Genomic DNA, 19005 nt, shown 5'->3' with positions numbered 1-19005 from the left:
CCTATGTGGGGAGGGATGAGGGGCCCTCGGTACGGTCCCGCGCGTGACGTGGCTGGAAGTGATCGTGCTCGGTGTGGTGCAGGGGCTCACGGAGTTCCTGCCGATCTCCTCGTCGGCGCACCTGCGGATCGTGTCGGAGGTGTTCTTCGGGCGGGACGCGGGCGCGGCGTTCACCGCGGTCACGCAGCTCGGCACGGAGGCCGCCGTGCTCGTCTACTTCGCGCGTGACATCGGACACCTCCTCCTCACCTGGTTCCGCGGCTTCCGCTTCCCCGCCGTCCGCGCCACCCCGGACTACCGGATCGCCTGGCTCGTGATCATCGGCACGATCCCGATCGGTCTGCTCGGCTTCCTGTTCGAGGACCAGATCCAGACCGCGGCGCGCAACCTGTGGCTGATCGCGACGACGCTGGTGGCGTTCGGCTTGCTGCTCGGGCTCGCCGAGCGGATCGGCCGACAGCGCCTGGAGCTGGAGCAGATGAAGCCCGCCGACGGCATCCTGCTCGGCCTCGCGCAGGCCATGGCGCTGATCCCGGGCGTCTCCCGTTCCGGCGGGACGATCACCGCGGGACTCTTCCTCGGGTTCTCGCGCCCGGCCGCCGTCCGGTACTCGTTCCTGCTGGCGATCCCCGCCGTGGTGGCGTCGGGCATCTTCCAGATCCCGGACGTGTTCGCGGGCGACGGGCCGACCGCCGTGCAGATGCTGGTGGCCACGGTGATCGCGTTCGGGATCGGCTTCGCGACGATCGCGTGGCTCCTCCGCTACGTGGAGCGCCACAGCGTCTACGTCTTCGTCTGGTACCGGGTGGCGCTGGGGGCGGTGCTGTTCGTCGCGCTGGGTGCGGGCTGGGTCGCCGCGTCCTGACCGCACGTACGCTCGGCGCTCGTGACGACGCTCATCCTGCTCCGCCACGGCCGCTCGGCGGCCAACGCATCCGGTGTGCTCGCCGGGCGCGCCGCAGGCGTCGAGCTGGACGACACCGGCCGGGCACAGGCGGAGAAGCTCGTGGACCGGCTCGCGGGCGTGCCGCTCGCGGCGGTCGTGTGCTCGCCGATGCTGCGCTGCGAGCAGACGGTGGCGCCGTTGGCCCAGGCCCGCGACCTCGTCCCGACCTCGGAACCGGAGCTCGCGGAGGTCGACTACGGCTCGTGGACAGGGCGTGAGCTGAACGCGCTGGCCAAGGAACCCCTGTGGAAGGTGGTGCAGGCCCACCCGTCGGCCGCCGTGTTCCCGGAGGGGGAAGGGCTCGCGGGGATGCAGGCGCGGGCGGTGGCCGCGGTGCGCAGGCACGGGGCGCGGATCGCGGCCGAGCACGGCCCCGGCGCCGTCTGGCTGGCCTGCAGCCACGGCGACGTGATCAAGTCGATCCTCGCCGACGCGCTCGCGACACACCTGGACAACTTCCAGCGCATCGTCGTCGACCCCGGCTCGATCAGCGTCGTGCACTACACCGAGACCCGCCCGTTCGTGGCGCGCGTGAACGACCTGGGTGGGGACGTGTCCGGGCTGATCCCGCCTGCGCCGAAGCGCAAGCGGCGCAAGACGCCTGCGCGCAGCTCGGACGCCGTCGTGGGCGGCGACACCGGGGCTTAACGCTCACTGACGTGCCCTCTGCGCCGGAGCGGTCTACCCTCGGGGACGCCATGTCACGCGTCATCCACGTCTTCCGCCAGCCCGAACGCTTCGTCGCGGGCACCGTCGGCGAGCCCGGCGACCGCTCGTTCTACCTCCAGGCGATCCAGGAGGCGCGCACGGTGAGCGTGCTGCTGGAGAAACAGCAGGTGTCGGTGCTCGCCGACCGGATCAGCGCGCTGCTGCAGGAGGTGGCCCGCCGGTTCGGTGCGGACGACCTGGCCGACGAGGACCCCGGCACCGACCTCGACCCCCTCGCCGTGCCGCTCGAGGAGGAGTTCCGCGTCGGCACGATGGGCCTGGGTTGGGACGCCGAGACCCGCTCGATCGTGGTGGAGCTGCTCGCCGTCACCGAGGAGGAGGTCGACGAGTCGGTGGTCCTCGACGACACCGAGGAAGGCCCCGACGCGCTGCGCGTGTTCCTGTCGCCGGTGCAGGCACGGGCGTTCGCCGACCGCGCCGAGCGCGTGGTCTCCGCGGGCCGCCCGCCGTGCCCGCTGTGCGCCGAGCCGCTCGACCCCGCCGGTCACCTGTGCGTGCGGCTCAACGGGTACCACCGACGGTCCCCGGCCGAGGACTGACGCGAGACCCGGTGGACCCTCGTGACCCGGCCGTGCCGGGACTGCTGCGGCACGGCCGCATTGAGATCACCGGCCGTCTGGTCGACGCATCGAACGCCACGCTCTTCGGCACCATCACGCTCGACGGCGTCGACGCGGAGTGCGTCTACAAGCCGGTGCGCGGGGAGCGGCCGCTGTGGGACTTCCCGGACGGCACGCTCGCCGGGCGCGAGGTGGCCGCGTACCTGGTGTCCGAGGCCGGGGGGTTCCACGTCGTGCCGCCCACGGTGCTGCGCGACGGGCCGTTCGGGCCGGGAATGGTGCAGGTGTGGGTGGACACCGACGCCGAGCGAGAGCTCGTGGACGTCTGCCACCCCCGCGCCGTGCCCGCGGGCTGGATCGGCGTGCTGCGCGCTCGCGGCGACCGCGGCGAGCCGGCCGTGCTCGTCCATGCCGACACGCCCGAGCTGCAGGCCATGGCCGCGTTCGACGTCGTCGCCAACAACGCCGACCGCAAGGGCGGGCACGTGCTCGCCGGGGTGGACGGGAACGTCTACGGCGTGGACCACGGCCTGTGCATGCACACCGAGGACAAGCTCCGCACGGTGCTCTGGGGCTGGGTCGGCAAGCCGCTGCCCCGCCCGGTGATCGAGATGCTGGAGCGGGTGCGCGCCGAGCTGGGCGGGGCGCTGTCCGAATCCCTGTCCGAGCACATCACGCGGCGCGAGCTGCGCACGTTCGTCCACCGGGTCGATCACCTGCTCGACGAGTCGTGCTACCCGGAGCCGTCCGGCTACGGGCCCGCGATCCCCTGGCCCGCCTTCTGATCTCGGGTCGCCTTCGCGATGAGGGCGGCCGGCACAGCGGCGGCGAGGGGCAGCACCGCGGCCACGGCGAGTGCGAGGCCGGACATCCAGCGGAGCCGTGAGCCCGCGCCGCCGAGCACGAACGTCAGCGCCAGCAGACACTGCGGGACGCGGGCGTCGACCCGCCGCCGGAGCCCCCGTGCACGACGCCGCAGGACACCGACGCCTCGATCGGCACGGGCCCGCCGTCCTGGGTGGTGTTCTCCCACCGGCCGAGCTGCCGGTCGTGCGCCGCGTGGCGCTGCGGCCGCTCGAGGGCTCACCGTGCCCATCCCGCTCGCCCCGGCGCAGGGCGCGGGCGTCGACGCAGGTCCGGGCGCTGCAGCGCGCCGCGCCCGCGCGCGCGACGGGCGTTGACCACCTGGACCCGGGACCACCGCGGAAGCCGCGGCCGGTGCCGGTTGGGTACAGCCTTACTGGGTACGCATACAACGTAAACCTCGTCTACCAGAGGATTGGTGCGGAATGAGCCAGCAGAGCAGCGGTCATGCTCCGGGCGGCGTGACCGGCGTGCAGCCTGAGCCGGGCACAACTCAGGTGGCGCGCGACGAGGTCGCTGACGTCGGTCGCACGACGACCGACGCGGGCAAGGACGTCGCCGGCACAGCGGCCGAGCAGGTCACGCAGGTCGCGCAAGAGGCGAGGACGCAGGCGCGCGACCTGGTCGGTGAGGCCCGGACCCAGGTCCGGAGCCAGGCGCAGAACGGCCAACAGAAGGCGGCCGAGACGCTGCGCGGGTACGCGGACGAGCTCCAGCAGATGGCGCAGAGCGGTTCGCAGACCGGTCCCGCCTCCGAAGTGGTTCGGCAGGTGGCCGACAAGCTCACGGGCGTCGCCGACTGGATCGGGAAGCGCGAGCCCGGCGACCTCCTCGAGGAGTTCCGTGGCGTCGCTCGCCGCCGTCCCGGGATGTTCCTCCTCGGTGCCGCCGCGGCGGGCGTGCTCGCGGGCCGGCTGACCCGCGGTGCCGCCGCGGCCGCATCCGGCGGGAGCGATCAGGGCACCGCGCCGCAGCCGCAGCCCTACGGCCGTCCGGAAGCGCCACCCCCGCCGCCACCCGGTGTTCCGGCCGGTTCCGGTGTCCCCGGTGGACCCCCCGCAGGTGGCCCGCAGGCGCCGCCGCCGTACCCGCCGCCCGCGGCCGGCCCGCCTCCGGTGCCACCCGGTCCGCAGGCTCCGCCCGCTTACCCGCCGCCGCCCGGTGCGAACGCACCCGGCGGGCAGGTCTACGAGCCGGAGCTCGGGGCGCCGAGCTGGCAGGGGCAGGGGCAGGGAGGCCCGCGATGACGGCGCCGCCGTACCCACCCGCGGGTGGCTACCCGGCCGAGCCGCAGCGACCAGGCGGTACGGGCGGAGCCCACGCTCGTCCGACCGAGACCGCAGGGCGCCACGAGGACGTCGGGGAGGTGTCGCTCGGCCAGCTGGTCGGTGACGTCACCCGCGACCTGTCCACGCTGATGCGCCAGGAGCTCGCGCTCGCCCGGGCCGAGCTCAAGCAGGAAGCGTCGAAGAGCGCGAAGGGCGCAGGCGCTCTGGGTGGCGCCGGGTTCGCCGGCTCCATGGCCGTCCTGTTCCTGTCGATCGCGCTCTGGTGGGCGCTGTCGCACGTCGTCGGGCACAGCTGGTCGGCGCTGATCGTCGCGGTGATCTGGGGCATCGTCGCCGCGGTGCTCGCCGCAGTGGGGCGCAGGAAGTTCCGCGAGGTCAACCCGACGCCCGAGCGCACGGTCGACACCCTCAAGACCATTCCGGACGCCCTCAAGGGCGAGCGAGGAGGTACCCCGTGACCACTGCGAGCGAGCCCGAGCAGATCCGCGCGGAGATCGAACGGACGCAGGCGACGCTGGGCCAGGACGTCGACGCGCTGACCGAGAAGGTGACCCCGACCAAGATCGTCGGGCGGCGGGCCGACCGCGTCCGGTCGACCATGGGCAGGTGGAAGGAGAACGTGATGGGTGCGAGCCCGGTGGGCAGGGGTGACGTGACGGCCGCGGCCCAGGGAGCGGCCGGGACCGTCTCGAACGCCGCGCAGTCGGTCTCCGGTACGGCGGCGACGGCTGCCTCGACGGTGTCGGATGCCGCCTCGACCGGCACCCAGGCACTGCAGGAGGCACCGCAGGTGATCCGGCAACAGGCCAGGGGCAACCCCCTCGCGGCCGGGCTCATCGCCTTCGGCGCCGGCTGGCTGGTCTCCTCACTGCTCCCGGCGAGCCGCAAGGAGCAGCAGCTCGCCGGTCAGGCGAAGGACATGGTCCAGCAGGTGGGGCAGCCGCTCGCCCAGACCGCGGGCCAGGCCGCTGCCGAGGTGAAGGAGAACCTCCGCGAGCCCGCGCAGCAGGCCGTGGAGTCGGTGAAGTCGACTGCCACCGAGGCCGGCCAGACCGTCGCCGAAGAGGGCAAGGCAGCGGCCGGGCAGGTGCAGAGCCGCGCCCAGGACGCCACCGGCACGGTCCGGGAGCGCGCGACGAACGAATGATCGGCTGGACGGCAGGACCTTCGGCGGCGGCCACCTTGCCGCCGCGCCGGTCCTGCCGTTCACCCACATCCGTCGCAAGGACGAAGGTGCTGAGATGAACGTTTCTCCTGATGCCCCCGACGCCGCCAACCGCGAGCCCCCGGACGTTCCGGCCGCGCCCCCCGGCTCGACCGACGGCGACCAGCCCGCGGAGGCGGGATCGGGCGGCGGTGCGAAGTCCAAGATCGCGGCATCGGTCAGGAACGTGGCCACGCTGGCCAGGAAGGTCGGCAAGGCGGTCGCCGGGCGTGGTGCCGAGGGCGGGCGGGCCGTCGCCGGTCGCGCTCGCACCATGCGCGAGAAGCGGGTCGCGCGCCGCTGCGTGATCGTGACCGAGAGCAGCGGCCGGCCGGTCGTGATCGGCCCCTACCGCGACGAGGAGGCCGCCCGCAAGGACGTGGCCCGCGTACCGGGAGCGGCGCAGATTGCGCAGCTGAAGGCCGGGACGGCGTTCTTCGCCGAAGGAGGGGAAGCCGGGCCGACAGCCGGCCCGTCGTCGACCGCTACTCCGTGATGAAGCGATCGAGCCGGTCCAGCAGGTCTTCCAGCGCTTGCTCGAACTCCGCGCCTGCGTGATCTTCGGAGAGTTGTTCCTCGAGCCGCCGTACGTGCGGGAACGGGGCAAGGTCGAGATTCTGGTCGGCATTGGGCACGTGCGAATCCCCTTCGTCCAGCGGCTCTTCCGGGGGAGACGACCGCGCACCGAGGACGCTCGCCTCGAGCAGCAGGTACCCGAGCAGGAAACTCGAGAACGATCGGTAGGCGAGCACCACGCGGGTGTCGCTGAAGCCCCTCGAGATCAGCGTGTCGAAGAAGTCCTCGACCACGCGCAGGCTGCGCAGCGGTGGCCGCAGCCATGGCGCGGCGGGGTGCCTCGTGGCGATCAGCGGGAAGAGGTTGGGGTGCTCGCGCGCGAGTCCTCGAACGGCGTGCGCGAGCCACTGGAGGTATGCCTGCCACCCGATCGTCGCGTCCGGGTTCTCGTGATCCCGGTGCAGTTGCAGCTCGGCCACCATCCGGTCCACGATGCCTTCGAGGAGGTCCTCGCGACCGTTCACGTAGCGGTACAGGGACATCGCCTCGACACCGAGCTGCTTGCCCAGCCGACGCATCGTCAGCGCGGTCAACCCGTGCCGGTCGACGAAGTCGATCGCTGTCTCGATGATCAGCTCGCGGGACAGGGGACGGCGGCCGGAGGCACCGGGACCGGCGGGTTCTCCCCGGTCAGCCTCGACATCGCTGCTCATGCCCGTCTCCTCGGATCGGCATCGGTCTCATTCCACCATCGAAGTCCTCGAGATTCACGGATCTCGTCGGCAGTCCTCTGTGCACCATCGGGCATCAGCGGGTGGGCCCGGCCATGGCCGCGATGCCCCGTTCGATCCGATCGGTGGTGAGTGAGCCGTAGCCGACGACGAGGCCGGGCCGGGGCGGCGCCGCGTGCGCGTACGCGGCGAGCGGGATGGCGCCCAGCCCGCCGGGCGCGTGGGCCATGGCGTCGAGCACGCCTCGAGGTAGAGGGCGCTGCGGCACCAGGACGGCGTGCAGGCCGGCGGCGACCCCCGTGACGGACCAGCCGGGCAGGTGCCGGGCGACGGCGGCCAGTAGCGCGCGGCGGCGCTCCGCGTACCGGGCGGCCATCCGGCGGATGTGCCGGTCGAGCGCGCCCGTCTCGATGAACACGGCGAGCGCGACCTGGTCGAGCACCGGCTCGGCGATGTCGGCCCAGTGCTTGACCTCCGTGAGGGTGGTGGCCAGCCAGGACGGGGCGACGACCCAACCGAGCCGCAGGCCGGGGGCGAGGGTCTTGGAGATGCTGCCGCCGTACACGACGCGGTCCGGGGCGAGGCCCTGCAGCGCGCCGACGGGTGAGCGGTCGTAGCGGTACTCGGCGTCGTAGTCGTCCTCGATCACGACACCGCCCCGGGCGACGGCCCACTCCAGAAGTGCCGTGCGCCGGGCGGGCGCGAGGACGGCGCCGGTGGGGAACTGGTGGGCCGGCGTCACGGAGACGGCGCGCAGCCCCGAGGCGGCGAGCTCCTCGACGTCGATGCCGTGCTCGTCCACCGGGATCGGGTGGGTGCGGAGCCCGCCGACGCGGAACGTCTCGAGGACGCCGACCGAGCCGGGGTCCTCGACACCGACGGCCGTGACGTCGTGGCGGACCAGCGCCTCTGCGATCACCCTCGCCGCCTGCGCGAACCCGCCGGTGACGACGATCCGGTCCAGCGGGGCGACCACCGCGCGGGTGCGCCCCAGGTAGGCGGCGAGTGCGCGGCGCAGCCGGGGGTGGCCGCGCGGGTCGCCGTAGCCGAGCTCCGCGTCGGGCAGCGACCGCATCGCCGTCTCCAGGGCGCGCAGCCATTCGGTGCGGGGGAAGGCACCCAGCGCAGGCACACCGGGATTGCCCGGCTCGAACGGCCGCACCGGCGGGGGTGGCGCGCTCGCGTCCGTGTGGACGTCGCTCACTACCGTGCCGCGCCCGGTGTGCGCCTGCAGGTAGCCCTCGGCCACGAGCTGCTCGTACGCGCGCACGACCACCCCGCGGGAGACCGCGAGATCGGCGGCGAGGCTGCGCGACGCCGGGAGCCGCGTGCCGGCGGGGAGCCGTCCGCCGCGGACCGCGTGGCGCAGCGCGTCCGCCAGCCCGTCGGCGAGAGCCCGGGATCCGCCCGACCGCAGTTCGCCGAGCTCGATGCGTAGACCCGGATTGGTCCCGTTGATCACGGGCTCGGTGGACTCGGTCACGGGACCAGTCTGGCCTAGCGTGGTCCGGGTGTTCCGTTACGACCGTGCCGTCCTCGACCGGTACCCCGCAGTCCACGCCGGGATCGTCCGCGCATCCGGCCTGACCAACGGCCCGACGCCACCTGAGCTGTTGCAGCGCTACCGCACCGCGCAGAAGGAGGTCGCGGAGCGGCTGGCGGCCACTCCGCCCGCGGGACTGCCCTCGATCGCGGCATGGCGCCGGGCGTTCGCCGCGTTCGGGGCGAAGCCCACGCAGTACCGGAGCGCCGCAGAGGCGCTGCTGAGGCGGCTGGCCAAGCAGGGTGACATCCCGTCGATCAACGCCCTGGTCGACCTCGGCAACCTCGTGTCGATCCGGTACGCGCTCCCGGTCGCCGTCGTGGATCTCGCCGGGATCGACGGCGACATCACGGTTCGGTTCGCCACCGGCACCGAGCGGTTCACCGACCTCGGAGCGGCGGATCCGGTCGCGCCGGAGCCGGGGGAGGTCGTGTTCGTCGACCGGGCCGGGGTGGCGTGCGCCCGGCGCTGGTGCTGGCGGCAGAGCGCGCAGAGCGCGACCCGGGAGCCGACGACGGACGCGCTCGTCGTGGTGGAGGGGTTGCACGACGGGGCGGAGCGCGACGTCGCGGCCGCACGGGAGGAGATCGTGGCGCTCCTGGGGGAGTTCCAGCCGCAGGCCACCCTCGCCGCGCGGGCGCTTCCCTGAGCGGATCCTGGGATCAGCAGGACCACCCTGATGACCCGTCCGTGCGGGCCGTGAGGGTTAGCGTCGGTCGTGTCGATCGAGCAGCAGACACGGAGGATCAGACGTGGACATCGGTCTGCACATCGCGGACTTCACCTACCCGTCGGGCCCGGCGCGACTCGCCGAGGACCTGACCCGCATCGCCACCACGGCCGAGGAGGCCGGCTTCGCCCGCGTGAGCGTCATGGACCACGTGTGGCAGATCGGCGTGCTCGGCCCGCCCGAGCACGAGATGCTCGAGGCCTACACGACGCTCGGCTACCTGGCCGCGCGCACGTCCCGCGTGGAGCTGCTCGCCTGGGTCACGGCGGTGAGCTACCGCGAGCCCGGCATGCTCGCCAAGCTCGTGAGCACGCTCGACGTGCTGTCCGGCGGGCGGGCGATGCTCGGCATCGGGGCCGCGTGGAACGGCGACGAGGCCCGCGGGCTCGGGTTGCCGTTCCCGCCCACCGCTGAGCGCTTCGAGCGGCTCGAGGAGACGCTGCAGATCGTGCAGCAGATGTGGAGCGAGAGCGAGGAGCCCTACGTCGGCACGCACTACCGGCTCGACCGGACGCTCAACCGGCCTCAGCCACTGCGCAGGCCGCCGATCCTGATCGGCGGCGGCGGGGAGCGGAAGACGCTGCGGCTGGTGGCGCAGTACGCGCAGGCCTGCAACCTCTTCGCAGGCCCCGACCTCGAGCGCAAGCTCGACGTCCTGCGCGGGCACTGCGAGGCCGTGGGGCGGCCCTACGACGAGATCGAGAAGACCGTCATGCTCCCCCTCGACGTCGGGGAGCGCGGCGAGAACGTCGACGCGTTGCGGTCCGAGCTGGAGGGGCTCGCCAAGCTCGGCGTGCAGGAGGTGCACGGCTGGGTGCCGCGGGTCTGGGAGCTGACCCCGCTGGAGATCATCGGCCGGGAGCTCGTGCCGGCGGCGAAGGAACTCTGACCGGGCAACACGACAGCGCCGATCCGCGTGATGCGGATCGGCGCTGTCGTGGTTCGGGGTCTATCAGAGCGCGTCGACGCGCTTGGCCATCGCCGACTTGCGGTTGGCGGCCTGGTTCTTGTGGATGACGCCCTTGCTGGCGGCCTTGTCCAGGGCACGAGCGGCCGTGCGCTGGAGCTGTGTGGCCTTCTCGGTGTCGCCTGCCTCGGCGGCCTCGCGGAACTGCCGCACGGCCGTGCGCACGGCGGACTTGACCGACTTGTTGCGCAGACGGCGCTTCTCGTTGGTCTTGACCCGCTTGATCTGGGACTTGATGTTGGCCACGCGAATGCCTCGAGTTCTTCCTGCCGGTGGACTGCTCGCTCTCCGCACCGGCGGCGGGGATCGTTCGTCACGCCGGGCGCTCGACGGTCCATGCTACAGCGCGTCGGATTCCCGGACGAAATCGGCCCTGCCCAGCGCGATCGTGGCCGCGAAGGCGCCGAGCCCGCAGAGCCCCGCCGCGCCCGCCGCCCAGCCGTGACCGCCGGTCGCGTCCACCAGCGCGCCGGCCACCGGGACGCCGAGCAGCGCGCCGATCCCGGCGGCGGTGTACACGAGCCCGATCAGCCGGCCCAGCCCGCGCACGCCGAAGGTGTCGGCGATCACCGCGGGCTGCAGCGCGATCCACCCGCCGTAGCCGACGCCGAGCACGACGGCGAACGCGACGAGCACCGCGAACGGCCCGCCGAGCGCGATGTGGCCGAGCCAGAACGTGAACGCCACCGCGAGCACGGCGAAGCTCGCCTGGAACGTGCGCACGCGCCCGAACCGGTCGGCGACCGCCCCGAGCGCGACCCGGCCGACGACGCTCGCGACGCCGATGATCCCGACCAGCGCTGCCCCTGCCACCCGGGACGCGCCGCTCGCGGCGGCGTACGCCGGAAGGTGCACCACCGGCACGAACAGCGCGAACGCGGCGAGCAGGGTTGCGGCGTACATCGACCGGAACGGCGCCATCCGGGCCAGCGCCCGCAGCGGCGGGCCGCTCCCGCCGCCTGCCGGCTGGGGCGGACGCCGGACCAGCACCGCGCACCCCACGAGCAACACGGCGCCCACCACGCCGAACACGACGTGGGTGCCGCGCCAGCCCATCGCCTCGATCAGCGTGGCGGCGAGTGGCGCGCCGAGCAGGGTGCCGACGCCGATACCGGACACCGCAATGGCCATCGCGACGGCCCTGCGCCGCTCGAACCAGCCGCCGACGGCCGCGACCAGCGGCACGTACCCGCAGGCGACGGCGATCCCGACGCCGGCGCCGTAGGTGATGTAGCCGACCCACAGCTGCCCCACCGTCGCGGTGAGCAGCAGCCCGGCAGCCAGTGCGGCCGCGCCGGCGAGCAGCACCGGTCGCGGGCCGACCCGGTCGGCGATCCGCCCGCTGAGCGGGCTGAGCTGGAACCAGCAGAACGCCGTGACCGCGAAGACGACGGAGGTGGCGCCGCTTCCGGTGCCGAACTCCACGGCCATCGGGACGAAGAACGCCCCGAAGCTGTACGCGACGCCGAACACGACGGCCATGGACACGAACGCCGCCGCGACCGTGCGCCGGCCCGCAGCCGCGTCGAGCTCGGGTCCCGGCGCCGCTGCCACGGTCGGAGGGTACGTCCGGTGGCGGGCCGACGCGGCTGAGCGTTTCGAGAAGGCCCGCGCCGCCCGACCCGTCGCAGGCCGCCGGCTGCGACGCCGGTGATCGATCTGTGAGTGTGTCGGTGCGGTGCTCCTGGGTGGAGAACCGTCAGGCTCGGTGCCGGTGACCCGATGTGACTCGTGATCGATCTGGCCGCTTCGGCGTGCCCTGTCTCGGACTTGTTCCGTCGTGGTCGCCGGCACCGGCCCGGTTCACCGGTTGGCCTGATCAGAAGCCTGTCCGCCGGTTACGGCGTGACCCGTCACAGATGTGCCACGTGGTGACCCTCACCCGGGCCGGTGCCGCCTGTTGGACCCGTTCCCCGTCAGAAGGACCAGGCCCGTGCCCATGTTGGCAGAACGTGTCGACGCCGTCGTCGGTGTCGACACCCACCGTGACACCCACGACGACACCCACGACGCAGAAATCGCCCTCCCGACCGGAGCCCCGGTCGCGACCTGCCAGGTCAGCAATGACTCCCGCGGCTACGCCGAGCTGCTGGCCTGGATCGGCGATCACGCTCCCGGGTCGCGGGTCGCCGTCGCGATCGAGGGCACCCGCAGCTACGGCATCGGACTAGCGCGCGCAGTCAGCGGTGCCGGTGTGATGGTGATCGAGTGCGAGCAGCCCAACCGCAAGTCCCGTCGCGGTCGGGGAAAGTCCGACGCGATCGACGCGCACCTGGCCGTGCTCACCGCGCTGCGGCTTGACGCCGACCAGCTCCCGAGCCCGCGCGCCGATGGTGACCGCGAAGCGCTCCGGATCCTGATGGACGCCGGATCCTGATGGACGCCGGATCCTGATGGACGCCCGCCACGAGCTCACCGACAGCTCGACCGCTCAGACCAACCGGCTACGCGCACTGCTGCTGGGCGGCGACGACCGCGACCGTGACTTCGCCCGTGACTTCGCCCGTGGCACGCTCACCGACACCAGGCTCGCTGCGCTGGCCCGCCACCGTCCGGCCCGCGATGCCAGCCGCGAGCAGGTCGTGCGCCAGGCCGAGATCCGGCGCCTCGCTCTCGCACTGCGAGGGTCTCACCGCGCACTACGGGCCAACAGCCGCGAACTCCAGCGCATCGTGGACGACCTCGCTCCCGGGCTGACCGACCGCCGCGGCATCGGCCCGATCAGCGCCGCCCAAGCGATCATCAGCTTCTCCCACCCCGGGCGCTGCCGCAACGAGGGCGCCTTCGCCGCGCTCGCCGGCGCCAGCCCGCTCGAGGCCAGCAGCGGCCACATCAAGCGGCACCGGCTCAACCGCGGCGGTGACCGCGCCCTCAACAGCGCACTGCACACCATCGCGATGGTCCGCATGCGCAGCTGCCCCACGACCAAGGCCTACCTCGCCCGCCGCACCGCCGAAGGGAAGACCACCCGAGAGATCCGACGCTGCCTCAAGCGCTACATCGCGCGCGAGCTCTACCGCTTCCTCACCGCGACCATCACGACCACAAGCAGCAACGCGTCCTCAGCCGCTTGACAGATATAGAAGCGTCCGAGTTTGGGTGGAACGCCCCGGCGAGGGCCCTGAGCCGCACTTCGGAACGATCACGCGGGTGTGTGCATGATCATGTCGACACCACGGGTGTTCGATCTCGATCCGACCCCCGTGGTGTCGACCTGATCATGGGATGCGCGGCTTGGGCGCGCCGTTCCCGACACCCCGCGCCGGACGCTGGTCGCGCACCGCTCCCGGCTGCCCGTGCAGCCCGCCCCGTTCGCCTCGCCGCGCACGCGCCGCCGTGGCCGGGTTGGGGAGAACTACCGAACCCCGTGGTTGCGTGGGCGGCCGTCCCCGACCGGAGGGCACGGCGGTTCACGACGAGCCCGTCTCCGCCGGGTGCCTACGCAACTATCCGGTGGTCCGGATCATCCCTGGTAGGGCGACCACGGGCTCGTTGCCTCGCTGCTCAGCGGGACGGGCTCGCACGCAGGTCCGGGAGGCGAGACGAGTATCTCGCAGAGCGCCCACGGGATCGGTGTTGTCCTACCCGGCCACCTACGCCACTGCATCCGTGCAACGCGCGTCGCGCCCACTCGAGTCCCGGTGGTCGACCCCACGAGGGCGACAGCGTCCTGGGGTCGTGCATCTCCGACCGACCAACGCGAGGGCCGTCGAGAATCACGCCAACCCCACCAACTCGCATCCAGCAGGTCAGGCCCCCCGAGCCGCCCGAAGCAGCAGGTGCATCCCCACATCCGTCGACCGCTCCCGGATGTCCGTGCGCCCGCCCGGCAGGCGCGGGTCCCGGGCGATCACCCGGCCGTCCGCTGTGGTGACGCAGAAGCAGACGTAGCCGACGGGCTTCGCCTCGGTGCCGCCGCCCGGCCCGGCCACCCCCGTGATCCCGACGCCGACGTCGGCGCCGAACCGCTCCCGGGCGCCGTCCGCCAGCACCCGCGCCACCTCCGGCGACCCCGCGCTGTGGGTGGCACGACGAGCCCCGCGCCCGTGCCGACCCGGGTCGAGCGCCACCGCGCCCTTCGGCACCATGGCCTGCTCGCGGTTCGCCGCGGCCGACGCCGAACGGGCGGCTGGGCCGGCTAGCGTCCCGCGACCGGCACCGCCGCGCCGCTGACCACCGTGTTGCCGCCGGCGTGCTTGGCCCGGTACATCGCGGCGTCGGCCGCGGCGAGCGCGGCGGCGGGCTCGCCGTCGATCGAGGCGCGCACCACCCCGATCGATGTCGTGACGCCCGCCGCGACCTCGACGGGCAGGGTCGCCACCGCGTCGGCGGCGCGTCGGAGTGCCGCGCAGGCGATCGGGAGCGGCGTTGCCGGCATGACCACCACGAACTCGTCGCCGCCGTAGCGGGCCACGAGGTCCCGGGAGCGGAGGGTGGAGCGCAGGCAGTCCGCGATCACGCGCAGCACCTCGTCGCCCGCGGCGTGGGAGCGTTCGTCGTTGACGTTCTTGAAGCCGTCGAGGTCGATGAGCGCCACGGCGCAGGGCTGTCCGGCTGCGTCCGCGACGACCTCGGCGAGCCGCATGTCGAGCGCCCGCCGGTTCGGCAATCCCGTGAGCGGGTCCTGCAGCGCCTGAGCGGCCACGGCGCCGTGCTCGCGGGCGAGGCGGTGGTGCTCGGCGTGGCTGCGCAGCGCCGTGTGCCGCGCCTCGCGCAGCGCCCACATCTCGCTCTCCAGCGCGGCGGCGTAGAGCTGCAGCGGCCCGGACGGGGCGCCGCCGTGGGCGATGTGATCCACCCGGGCGACCTCCCGGTGCAGCGCGAGGGTGAGGACCGTCCCGGCGGTCGCGCCCGAGCCGGGGGAGCGGGGGCGCAGCTCGGCCTGCAGCGGGACGAGCGCAGCGACGGCGTCGTCGGGTCGGCCCGCGGTGAGGAGGCACCGTGCCGTGGCGATGGCCAGCACGACGCGGTCCTCCGGGAAGTGCGCCATCGGGTGCAGCCCCACCAGCATGGCCAGGTGCTGGGCGCCGGGCCGGGCCAGCGCGTAGGCAGCGCCGATCACCGAGCACTCCTCGGTGGCGGGCCGCCCGGTGCGCATCGCGGTGGTCCAGAGCTCCGCGGCGGCGTGTGCGGTCTGCGCCGCGGCGCCGAACCGGGTGGCCGCCGCGGCGTCGCGCCCGCCGCGTTCGAGCCGCAACGCCCACGACAGCTGCAGCCGTACCCGGTTGAGCTGGTGCACCAGCCGGTCCATCACCGACCCGGTGCTCTCCGCCACGGCGACGGCGCGCTGCGACACCTCGTCGGCCAGCTCGTGCGAGCCGAGCTCGAGCAGCACGACCACGAGCCCGTTGAGGCTGCGGGAGAGGTAGCGCGACCAGCGCGCCGGATCCTCGCCCGTGGCCGGTGCGGCGATGTCGGTGAGGATGGCGAACGCGGAGGCGGCGTCGGTGAGCGCGTTCTCCCCGTGTCCGAACACCGAGGTCCGGTGCGCGCGCAGGGTGGCCGCCTCGCCGAGCCGCCGCGGGTCGGCGTCGAGCTCGGCGAGCTCGATGAACTCCTGCAGCAGCGCCTCGACATCGTCGGCGTCGGCCTCGTCCTCGCCGAGGAGCCGGATCATGATGCCCATCCTGAGCAGCTCGGAGACCAGCGTGGACGGGCCCTGCCCGCGCGCCTTGTCGAGCATCGCGTCCAGGCCACGGCGAGCCGCCGCCTTGCCCGCGCGGTCTGCGCGCTGCTCGAAGCGCATCTTGGTGAGCGCGCGGGTGACGATCTGCTCCTCGGTGAGGTCCGCGGTGTCCTGCGTGCACCTGCACTCCGGTGCCCCGCTGAGGAGGGCGCACTCGTCCGACGTGCGTGGCGCTGTCACCGCTCCCTCCCGGGTGGTCGGAGATCGGCATCGTGGCATGTCAGAGGGCTGTGGAAGGGCGCGGCCTGCCATCCCGGCCCCAAGATCCGACGGATGGTTGCCCGACGGTCACGCACGGTGATCGAGATCGGCCGGTAGGCCGCGTGTGCTGCACCGATCGGCGGGCGAGGCATGTCGAGCCGTGCATCCGAGTGTCGTTGGTCCGATCATCGGCGCCATCGCGGGCGAGGTTGTCCGCTCGAGGAGGGCAGCCGCGAGTGCCCGTACTGCAAGGAGTTCGTGCCGATCGACGCCATCAAGTGCAAGTACTGCACCGGCGACATCGACCCGGTCGTCGCCGACGAGGACGAGGCCCGGCAGGTCGCCACGGAGAAGCGGGTGGCCGAGTAGCTCACCCGTTCGGACCGGGGCCCGCATCGTCGTGGGACGATGGTCGGACCCCGTACGAGAAGGAACAGAGTGAGCTTCGCCGATCAGACGTTCACGCCGCCGGAGCTGATCCGGAACTTCTGCATCATCGCCCACATCGACCACGGCAAGTCGACCCTGGCCGATCGGATGCTGCAGCTCACCGGCGTGGTCGAGGAGCGCATGATGCGCGCCCAGTACCTCGACCGGATGGACATCGAGCGCGAGCGCGGCATCACGATCAAGGCGCAGAACGTGCGGCTGCCGTGGCGGGTGGACGGCAAGGACCACGTCCTGCACCTGATCGACACCCCTGGCCACGTCGACTTCACCTACGAGGTCTCGCGCGCGCTCGAGGCGTGCGAGGGCGCGATCCTGCTCGTCGACGCCGCGCAGGGGATCGAGGCGCAGACCCTCGCCAACCTCTATCTGGCGCTGGACAAGGACCTCACGATCATCCCGGTCCTCAACAAGATCGACCTGCCTGCCGCCGACCCGGACCGCTACGCGGCGGAGATCGCCCACATCATCGGGTGCGATCCGTGGGACGTCCTGCGGGTGAGCGCGAAGACCGGCGAGGGCGTGGTCGAGCTGCTCGACCAGGTCGTCGACGTGGTCCCGCCGCCGCAGGGCGACTCCGACGCTCCCGCCCGCGCGATGATCTTCGACTCGGTGTACGACACCTACCGCGGTGTCATCACCTACATCCGCGTCGTCGACGGGAAGATCACCCCGCGCGAGCGGATCAAGATGATGTCCACCGGCGCGACCCACGAGCTCCTCGAGGTGGGCATCGTCTCCCCGGAGCCGAAGCCGTCGGACGGGCTGGGCGTCGGCGAGGTGGGCTACCTGATCACCGGCGTGAAGGACGTGCGCCAGTCGAAGGTCGGCGACACCGTCACGAGCCAGCGCCACGGTGCCACCGTGCCGCTCACGGGCTACCGCGAGCCGCGCCCGATGGTCTACTCCGGGCTCTACCCCGTGGACGGCTCGGACTACCCGGAGCTGCGCGAGGCGCTGGACAAGCTGCAGCTGAACGACGCCGCGCTCACCTATGAGCCGGAGACGTCCGCGGCGCTCGGGTTCGGGTTCCGCTGCGGCTTCCTCGGCCTGCTGCACCTGGAGATCACCCGCGACCGGCTGGAGCGCGAGGCCGGCCTCGACCTCATCTCGACGGCGCCGAACGTCGTGTACCGGGTCGAGCTCGACGACGGCACCGAGCTGATCGTCACCAACCCGTCGGACTGGCCCACCGGCAAGGTCGCGCGGGTGCACGAGCCGGTCGTCAAGGTCACGATCCTGGCGCCGTCGGAGTTCATCGGCGCGATCATGGAGCTGTGCCAGAGCAGGCGCGGCCAGCTCGGCGGCATGGACTACCTGTCGGAGAGCCGCGTGGAGCTGCGCTACACGATGCCGCTCGCCGAGATCATCTTCGACTTCTTCGACGCGCTGAAGTCCCGCACCCGCGGCTACGCGTCGCTCGACTACGAGGAGGCAGGCGAGCAGGAGGCCGACCTGGTGAAGGTCGACATCCTGCTGCAGGGCGAGCCGGTCGACGCGTTCTCGGCGATCCGGCACAAGGACCAGGCCTACTCCTACGGCACCACGATGGCGTCAAAGCTGCGCGAGCTCATCCCGCGCCAGCAGTTCGAGGTGCCTATCCAGGCGGCGATCGGGTCCCGCATCATCGCGCGCGAGAACATCCGCGCGATGCGCAAGGACGTGCTCGCCAAGTGCTACGGCGGTGACATCACCCGCAAGCGAAAGCTCCTGGAGAAGCAGAAGGAGGGCAAGAAGCGGATGAAGACCATCGGGCGGGTCGAGGTCCCGCAGGAGGCCTTCGTCGCGGCCCTTTCCACCGAGTCCACCGCCGACAAGGCGAAGAAGTAGGAGTTCGCATAGCATCGTGATGCGCAGGCCTTCGCATCACGAAGCTATCCTCGGAACATGCGGACGACGGTCAACCTCGATGACGATGTGGCGGCCGCCGTCGAGCAGCTGCGGAAGGAACGCGGCATGGGCGTCAGCTCGGCTCTCAACGAGCTGGCCCGGCGCGGGCTGGCGCACGGTGGGATCCCGAAGCCACGCTTCGCCCAACAGACTTCATCGGGCGGGGCCAGGATCGACCTGATCGATGTCGCCGACGCACTCGATCTGTTGGACGGACCGCCCTCGCGGTGATCGTTGACGCGAACATCCTGCTCTTCGCCGAGGACCGATCGAGCCCGCATCACGGGCCAGCGGTCGAGTGGCTCACGGACGCGCTCAACGGTCCGATTCGCATCGGCCTGCCGTGGCCATCGCTGCTCGCCTTCGTGCGGACCCGGACCAACCCCCGGGCTTTCGAGCGGCCGCTGCCGCCGGACGAAGCATGGTCCCGAGTCGCCGCATGGCTCGCTGCTCCGGCCGCATGGGTGCCCCACCCGACCGACCGGCATGCGGACGTGCTCGGACGGCTGATCATCGAGCACCACCTCGGTTCCTCGATGATCCCCGACGCCCACCTCGCCGCGCTCGCCATCGAGCACGGTGTCGGCGTGTGCTCTGCTGACACCGACTTCGCCCGGTTCACCGGCCTCAGGTGGCTCAACCCACTCAGTGGTTGACCCCGTCCCGGTCGCTCCGGGGTGACGATCATTCCCGCAGCTGGAC

Annotated in this window: 22 protein-coding genes; 15 read left to right on the top strand and 7 right to left on the bottom strand. The window is 72.5% G+C overall.

The window, feature by feature from the left end:
- The first annotated feature begins 43 nt into the window (after positions 1-43).
- The 4 genes from FHX44_RS03825 to FHX44_RS03810 are packed head-to-tail and all read left to right on the top strand — an operon-like array spanning position 44 to position 3020.
- Positions 44-865 (top strand): undecaprenyl-diphosphate phosphatase, encoded by an 822-nt coding sequence (locus tag FHX44_RS03825; RefSeq protein WP_147254194.1) that lies wholly within the window; start codon positions 44-46, stop codon positions 863-865.
- A gap of 21 nt (positions 866-886) precedes the next feature.
- Positions 887-1594, top strand: coding sequence for a histidine phosphatase family protein (locus FHX44_RS03820; RefSeq protein WP_147254193.1), 708 nt, complete (start codon positions 887-889; stop codon positions 1592-1594).
- Between the two features lie 50 nt (positions 1595-1644).
- Positions 1645-2214, top strand: coding sequence for a DUF3090 domain-containing protein (locus tag FHX44_RS03815; RefSeq protein WP_147254192.1), 570 nt, complete (start codon positions 1645-1647; stop codon positions 2212-2214).
- Positions 2215-2225: 11 nt separating this feature from the next.
- On the top strand, positions 2226-3020 hold the full coding sequence (locus tag FHX44_RS03810) for an SCO1664 family protein (RefSeq protein ID WP_147254191.1): 795 nt from the start codon (positions 2226-2228) through the stop codon (positions 3018-3020).
- Here FHX44_RS03810 and FHX44_RS03805 read toward each other — a convergent pair.
- Complete coding sequence (locus tag FHX44_RS03805; protein ID WP_147254190.1) at positions 2987-3268, bottom strand: hypothetical protein; 282 nt, start codon at positions 3266-3268, stop codon at positions 2987-2989. The genes FHX44_RS03810 and FHX44_RS03805 overlap by 34 nt on opposite strands.
- A gap of 256 nt (positions 3269-3524) precedes the next feature.
- On the opposite strand from FHX44_RS03805, the gene FHX44_RS03800 reads away from it, so the two are divergent.
- The 4 genes from FHX44_RS03800 to FHX44_RS03785 all read left to right on the top strand — a co-directional run bounded on the left by FHX44_RS03800 (position 3525) and on the right by FHX44_RS03785 (position 6088).
- Complete coding sequence (locus FHX44_RS03800) at positions 3525-4346, top strand: hypothetical protein (protein ID WP_147254189.1); 822 nt, start codon at positions 3525-3527, stop codon at positions 4344-4346.
- Entirely contained in the window at positions 4343-4846 is a 504-nt protein-coding gene (locus FHX44_RS03795; protein WP_147254188.1) for a phage holin family protein, read from the top strand. The genes FHX44_RS03800 and FHX44_RS03795 overlap by 4 nt, the downstream gene beginning before the upstream one ends.
- Positions 4843-5535, top strand: a complete 693-nt coding sequence (locus FHX44_RS03790) for a DUF3618 domain-containing protein (protein ID WP_147254187.1) — start codon at positions 4843-4845, stop codon at positions 5533-5535. Before FHX44_RS03795 ends, FHX44_RS03790 begins: the two co-directional genes overlap by 4 nt.
- A gap of 94 nt (positions 5536-5629) precedes the next feature.
- A complete protein-coding gene (locus FHX44_RS03785) occupies positions 5630-6088 on the top strand; it encodes a hypothetical protein (protein ID WP_147254186.1) in 459 nt (152 codons plus the stop codon).
- Here FHX44_RS03785 and FHX44_RS03780 read toward each other — a convergent pair.
- Together FHX44_RS03780 and pdxR are read right to left on the bottom strand one after the other, a co-directional pair.
- A complete protein-coding gene (locus FHX44_RS03780; RefSeq protein WP_147254185.1) occupies positions 6078-6821 on the bottom strand; it encodes a TetR/AcrR family transcriptional regulator in 744 nt (247 codons plus the stop codon). The genes FHX44_RS03785 and FHX44_RS03780 overlap by 11 nt on opposite strands.
- 94 nt (positions 6822-6915) lie before the next feature.
- The gene (pdxR, locus tag FHX44_RS03775; RefSeq protein ID WP_212612314.1) at positions 6916-8322 is read right to left on the bottom strand and encodes a MocR-like pyridoxine biosynthesis transcription factor PdxR; all 1407 of its coding nucleotides are present in this window, start codon (positions 8320-8322) and stop codon (positions 6916-6918) included.
- Positions 8323-8350: 28 nt separating this feature from the next.
- On the opposite strand from pdxR, the gene FHX44_RS03770 reads away from it, so the two are divergent.
- Positions 8351-9031 carry a B3/B4 domain-containing protein gene (locus FHX44_RS03770; protein ID WP_170308757.1) on the top strand — a complete coding sequence of 227 codons (681 nt, stop codon included), beginning with the start codon at positions 8351-8353 and terminating at the stop codon, positions 9029-9031.
- Between the two features lie 103 nt (positions 9032-9134).
- Positions 9135-10001 (top strand): LLM class F420-dependent oxidoreductase, encoded by an 867-nt coding sequence (locus FHX44_RS03765; protein WP_147254183.1) that lies wholly within the window; start codon positions 9135-9137, stop codon positions 9999-10001.
- Positions 10002-10064: 63 nt separating this feature from the next.
- Here the strand turns inward: FHX44_RS03765 and rpsT are convergent, their stop codons facing one another.
- On the bottom strand, positions 10065-10325 hold the full coding sequence (gene rpsT, locus FHX44_RS03760) for a 30S ribosomal protein S20 (protein WP_075950844.1): 261 nt from the start codon (positions 10323-10325) through the stop codon (positions 10065-10067).
- Positions 10326-10418: 93 nt separating this feature from the next.
- Entirely contained in the window at positions 10419-11633 is a 1215-nt protein-coding gene (locus FHX44_RS03755) for an MFS transporter (RefSeq protein ID WP_147254182.1), read from the bottom strand.
- A 385-nt stretch (positions 11634-12018) separates the two neighbouring features.
- Between FHX44_RS03755 and FHX44_RS03750 the strand changes: the two genes are divergently transcribed.
- A complete protein-coding gene (locus tag FHX44_RS03750; RefSeq protein ID WP_147254181.1) occupies positions 12019-12456 on the top strand; it encodes an IS110 family transposase in 438 nt (145 codons plus the stop codon).
- Positions 12457-12472: 16 nt separating this feature from the next.
- The gene (locus tag FHX44_RS03745; protein WP_147253830.1) at positions 12473-13153 is read left to right on the top strand and encodes a transposase; all 681 of its coding nucleotides are present in this window, start codon (positions 12473-12475) and stop codon (positions 13151-13153) included.
- 675 nt (positions 13154-13828) lie between these two features.
- On the opposite strand, the gene FHX44_RS03740 is transcribed toward FHX44_RS03745, so the two are convergent.
- Together FHX44_RS03740 and FHX44_RS03735 are read right to left on the bottom strand one after the other, a co-directional pair.
- Positions 13829-14167 carry a CinA family protein gene (locus FHX44_RS03740; protein ID WP_246170194.1) on the bottom strand — a complete coding sequence of 113 codons (339 nt, stop codon included), beginning with the start codon at positions 14165-14167 and terminating at the stop codon, positions 13829-13831.
- Positions 14168-14217: 50 nt separating this feature from the next.
- The gene (locus tag FHX44_RS03735; RefSeq protein ID WP_147254180.1) at positions 14218-15945 is read right to left on the bottom strand and encodes a GGDEF domain-containing protein; all 1728 of its coding nucleotides are present in this window, start codon (positions 15943-15945) and stop codon (positions 14218-14220) included.
- A 459-nt stretch (positions 15946-16404) separates the two neighbouring features.
- Between FHX44_RS03735 and lepA the strand changes: the two genes are divergently transcribed.
- Genes lepA through FHX44_RS03720 form a run of 3 tightly spaced genes read left to right on the top strand, consistent with a single transcriptional unit; the run spans position 16405 to position 18959 of the window.
- Positions 16405-18243 carry a translation elongation factor 4 gene (lepA, locus tag FHX44_RS03730; RefSeq protein WP_212612313.1) on the top strand — a complete coding sequence of 613 codons (1839 nt, stop codon included), beginning with the start codon at positions 16405-16407 and terminating at the stop codon, positions 18241-18243.
- Positions 18244-18300: 57 nt separating this feature from the next.
- Entirely contained in the window at positions 18301-18534 is a 234-nt protein-coding gene (locus FHX44_RS03725) for a ribbon-helix-helix protein, CopG family (RefSeq protein WP_147254178.1), read from the top strand.
- A complete protein-coding gene (locus tag FHX44_RS03720; RefSeq protein WP_147254177.1) occupies positions 18531-18959 on the top strand; it encodes a TA system VapC family ribonuclease toxin in 429 nt (142 codons plus the stop codon). Before FHX44_RS03725 ends, FHX44_RS03720 begins: the two co-directional genes overlap by 4 nt.
- Positions 18960-19005 lie beyond the last annotated feature (46 nt).

This window comes from Pseudonocardia hierapolitana, assembly GCF_007994075.1.
Classification (GTDB): Bacteria; Actinomycetota; Actinomycetes; order Mycobacteriales; family Pseudonocardiaceae; genus Pseudonocardia; species Pseudonocardia hierapolitana.
This window is presented reverse-complemented; position numbering and strand designations above follow the sequence as displayed.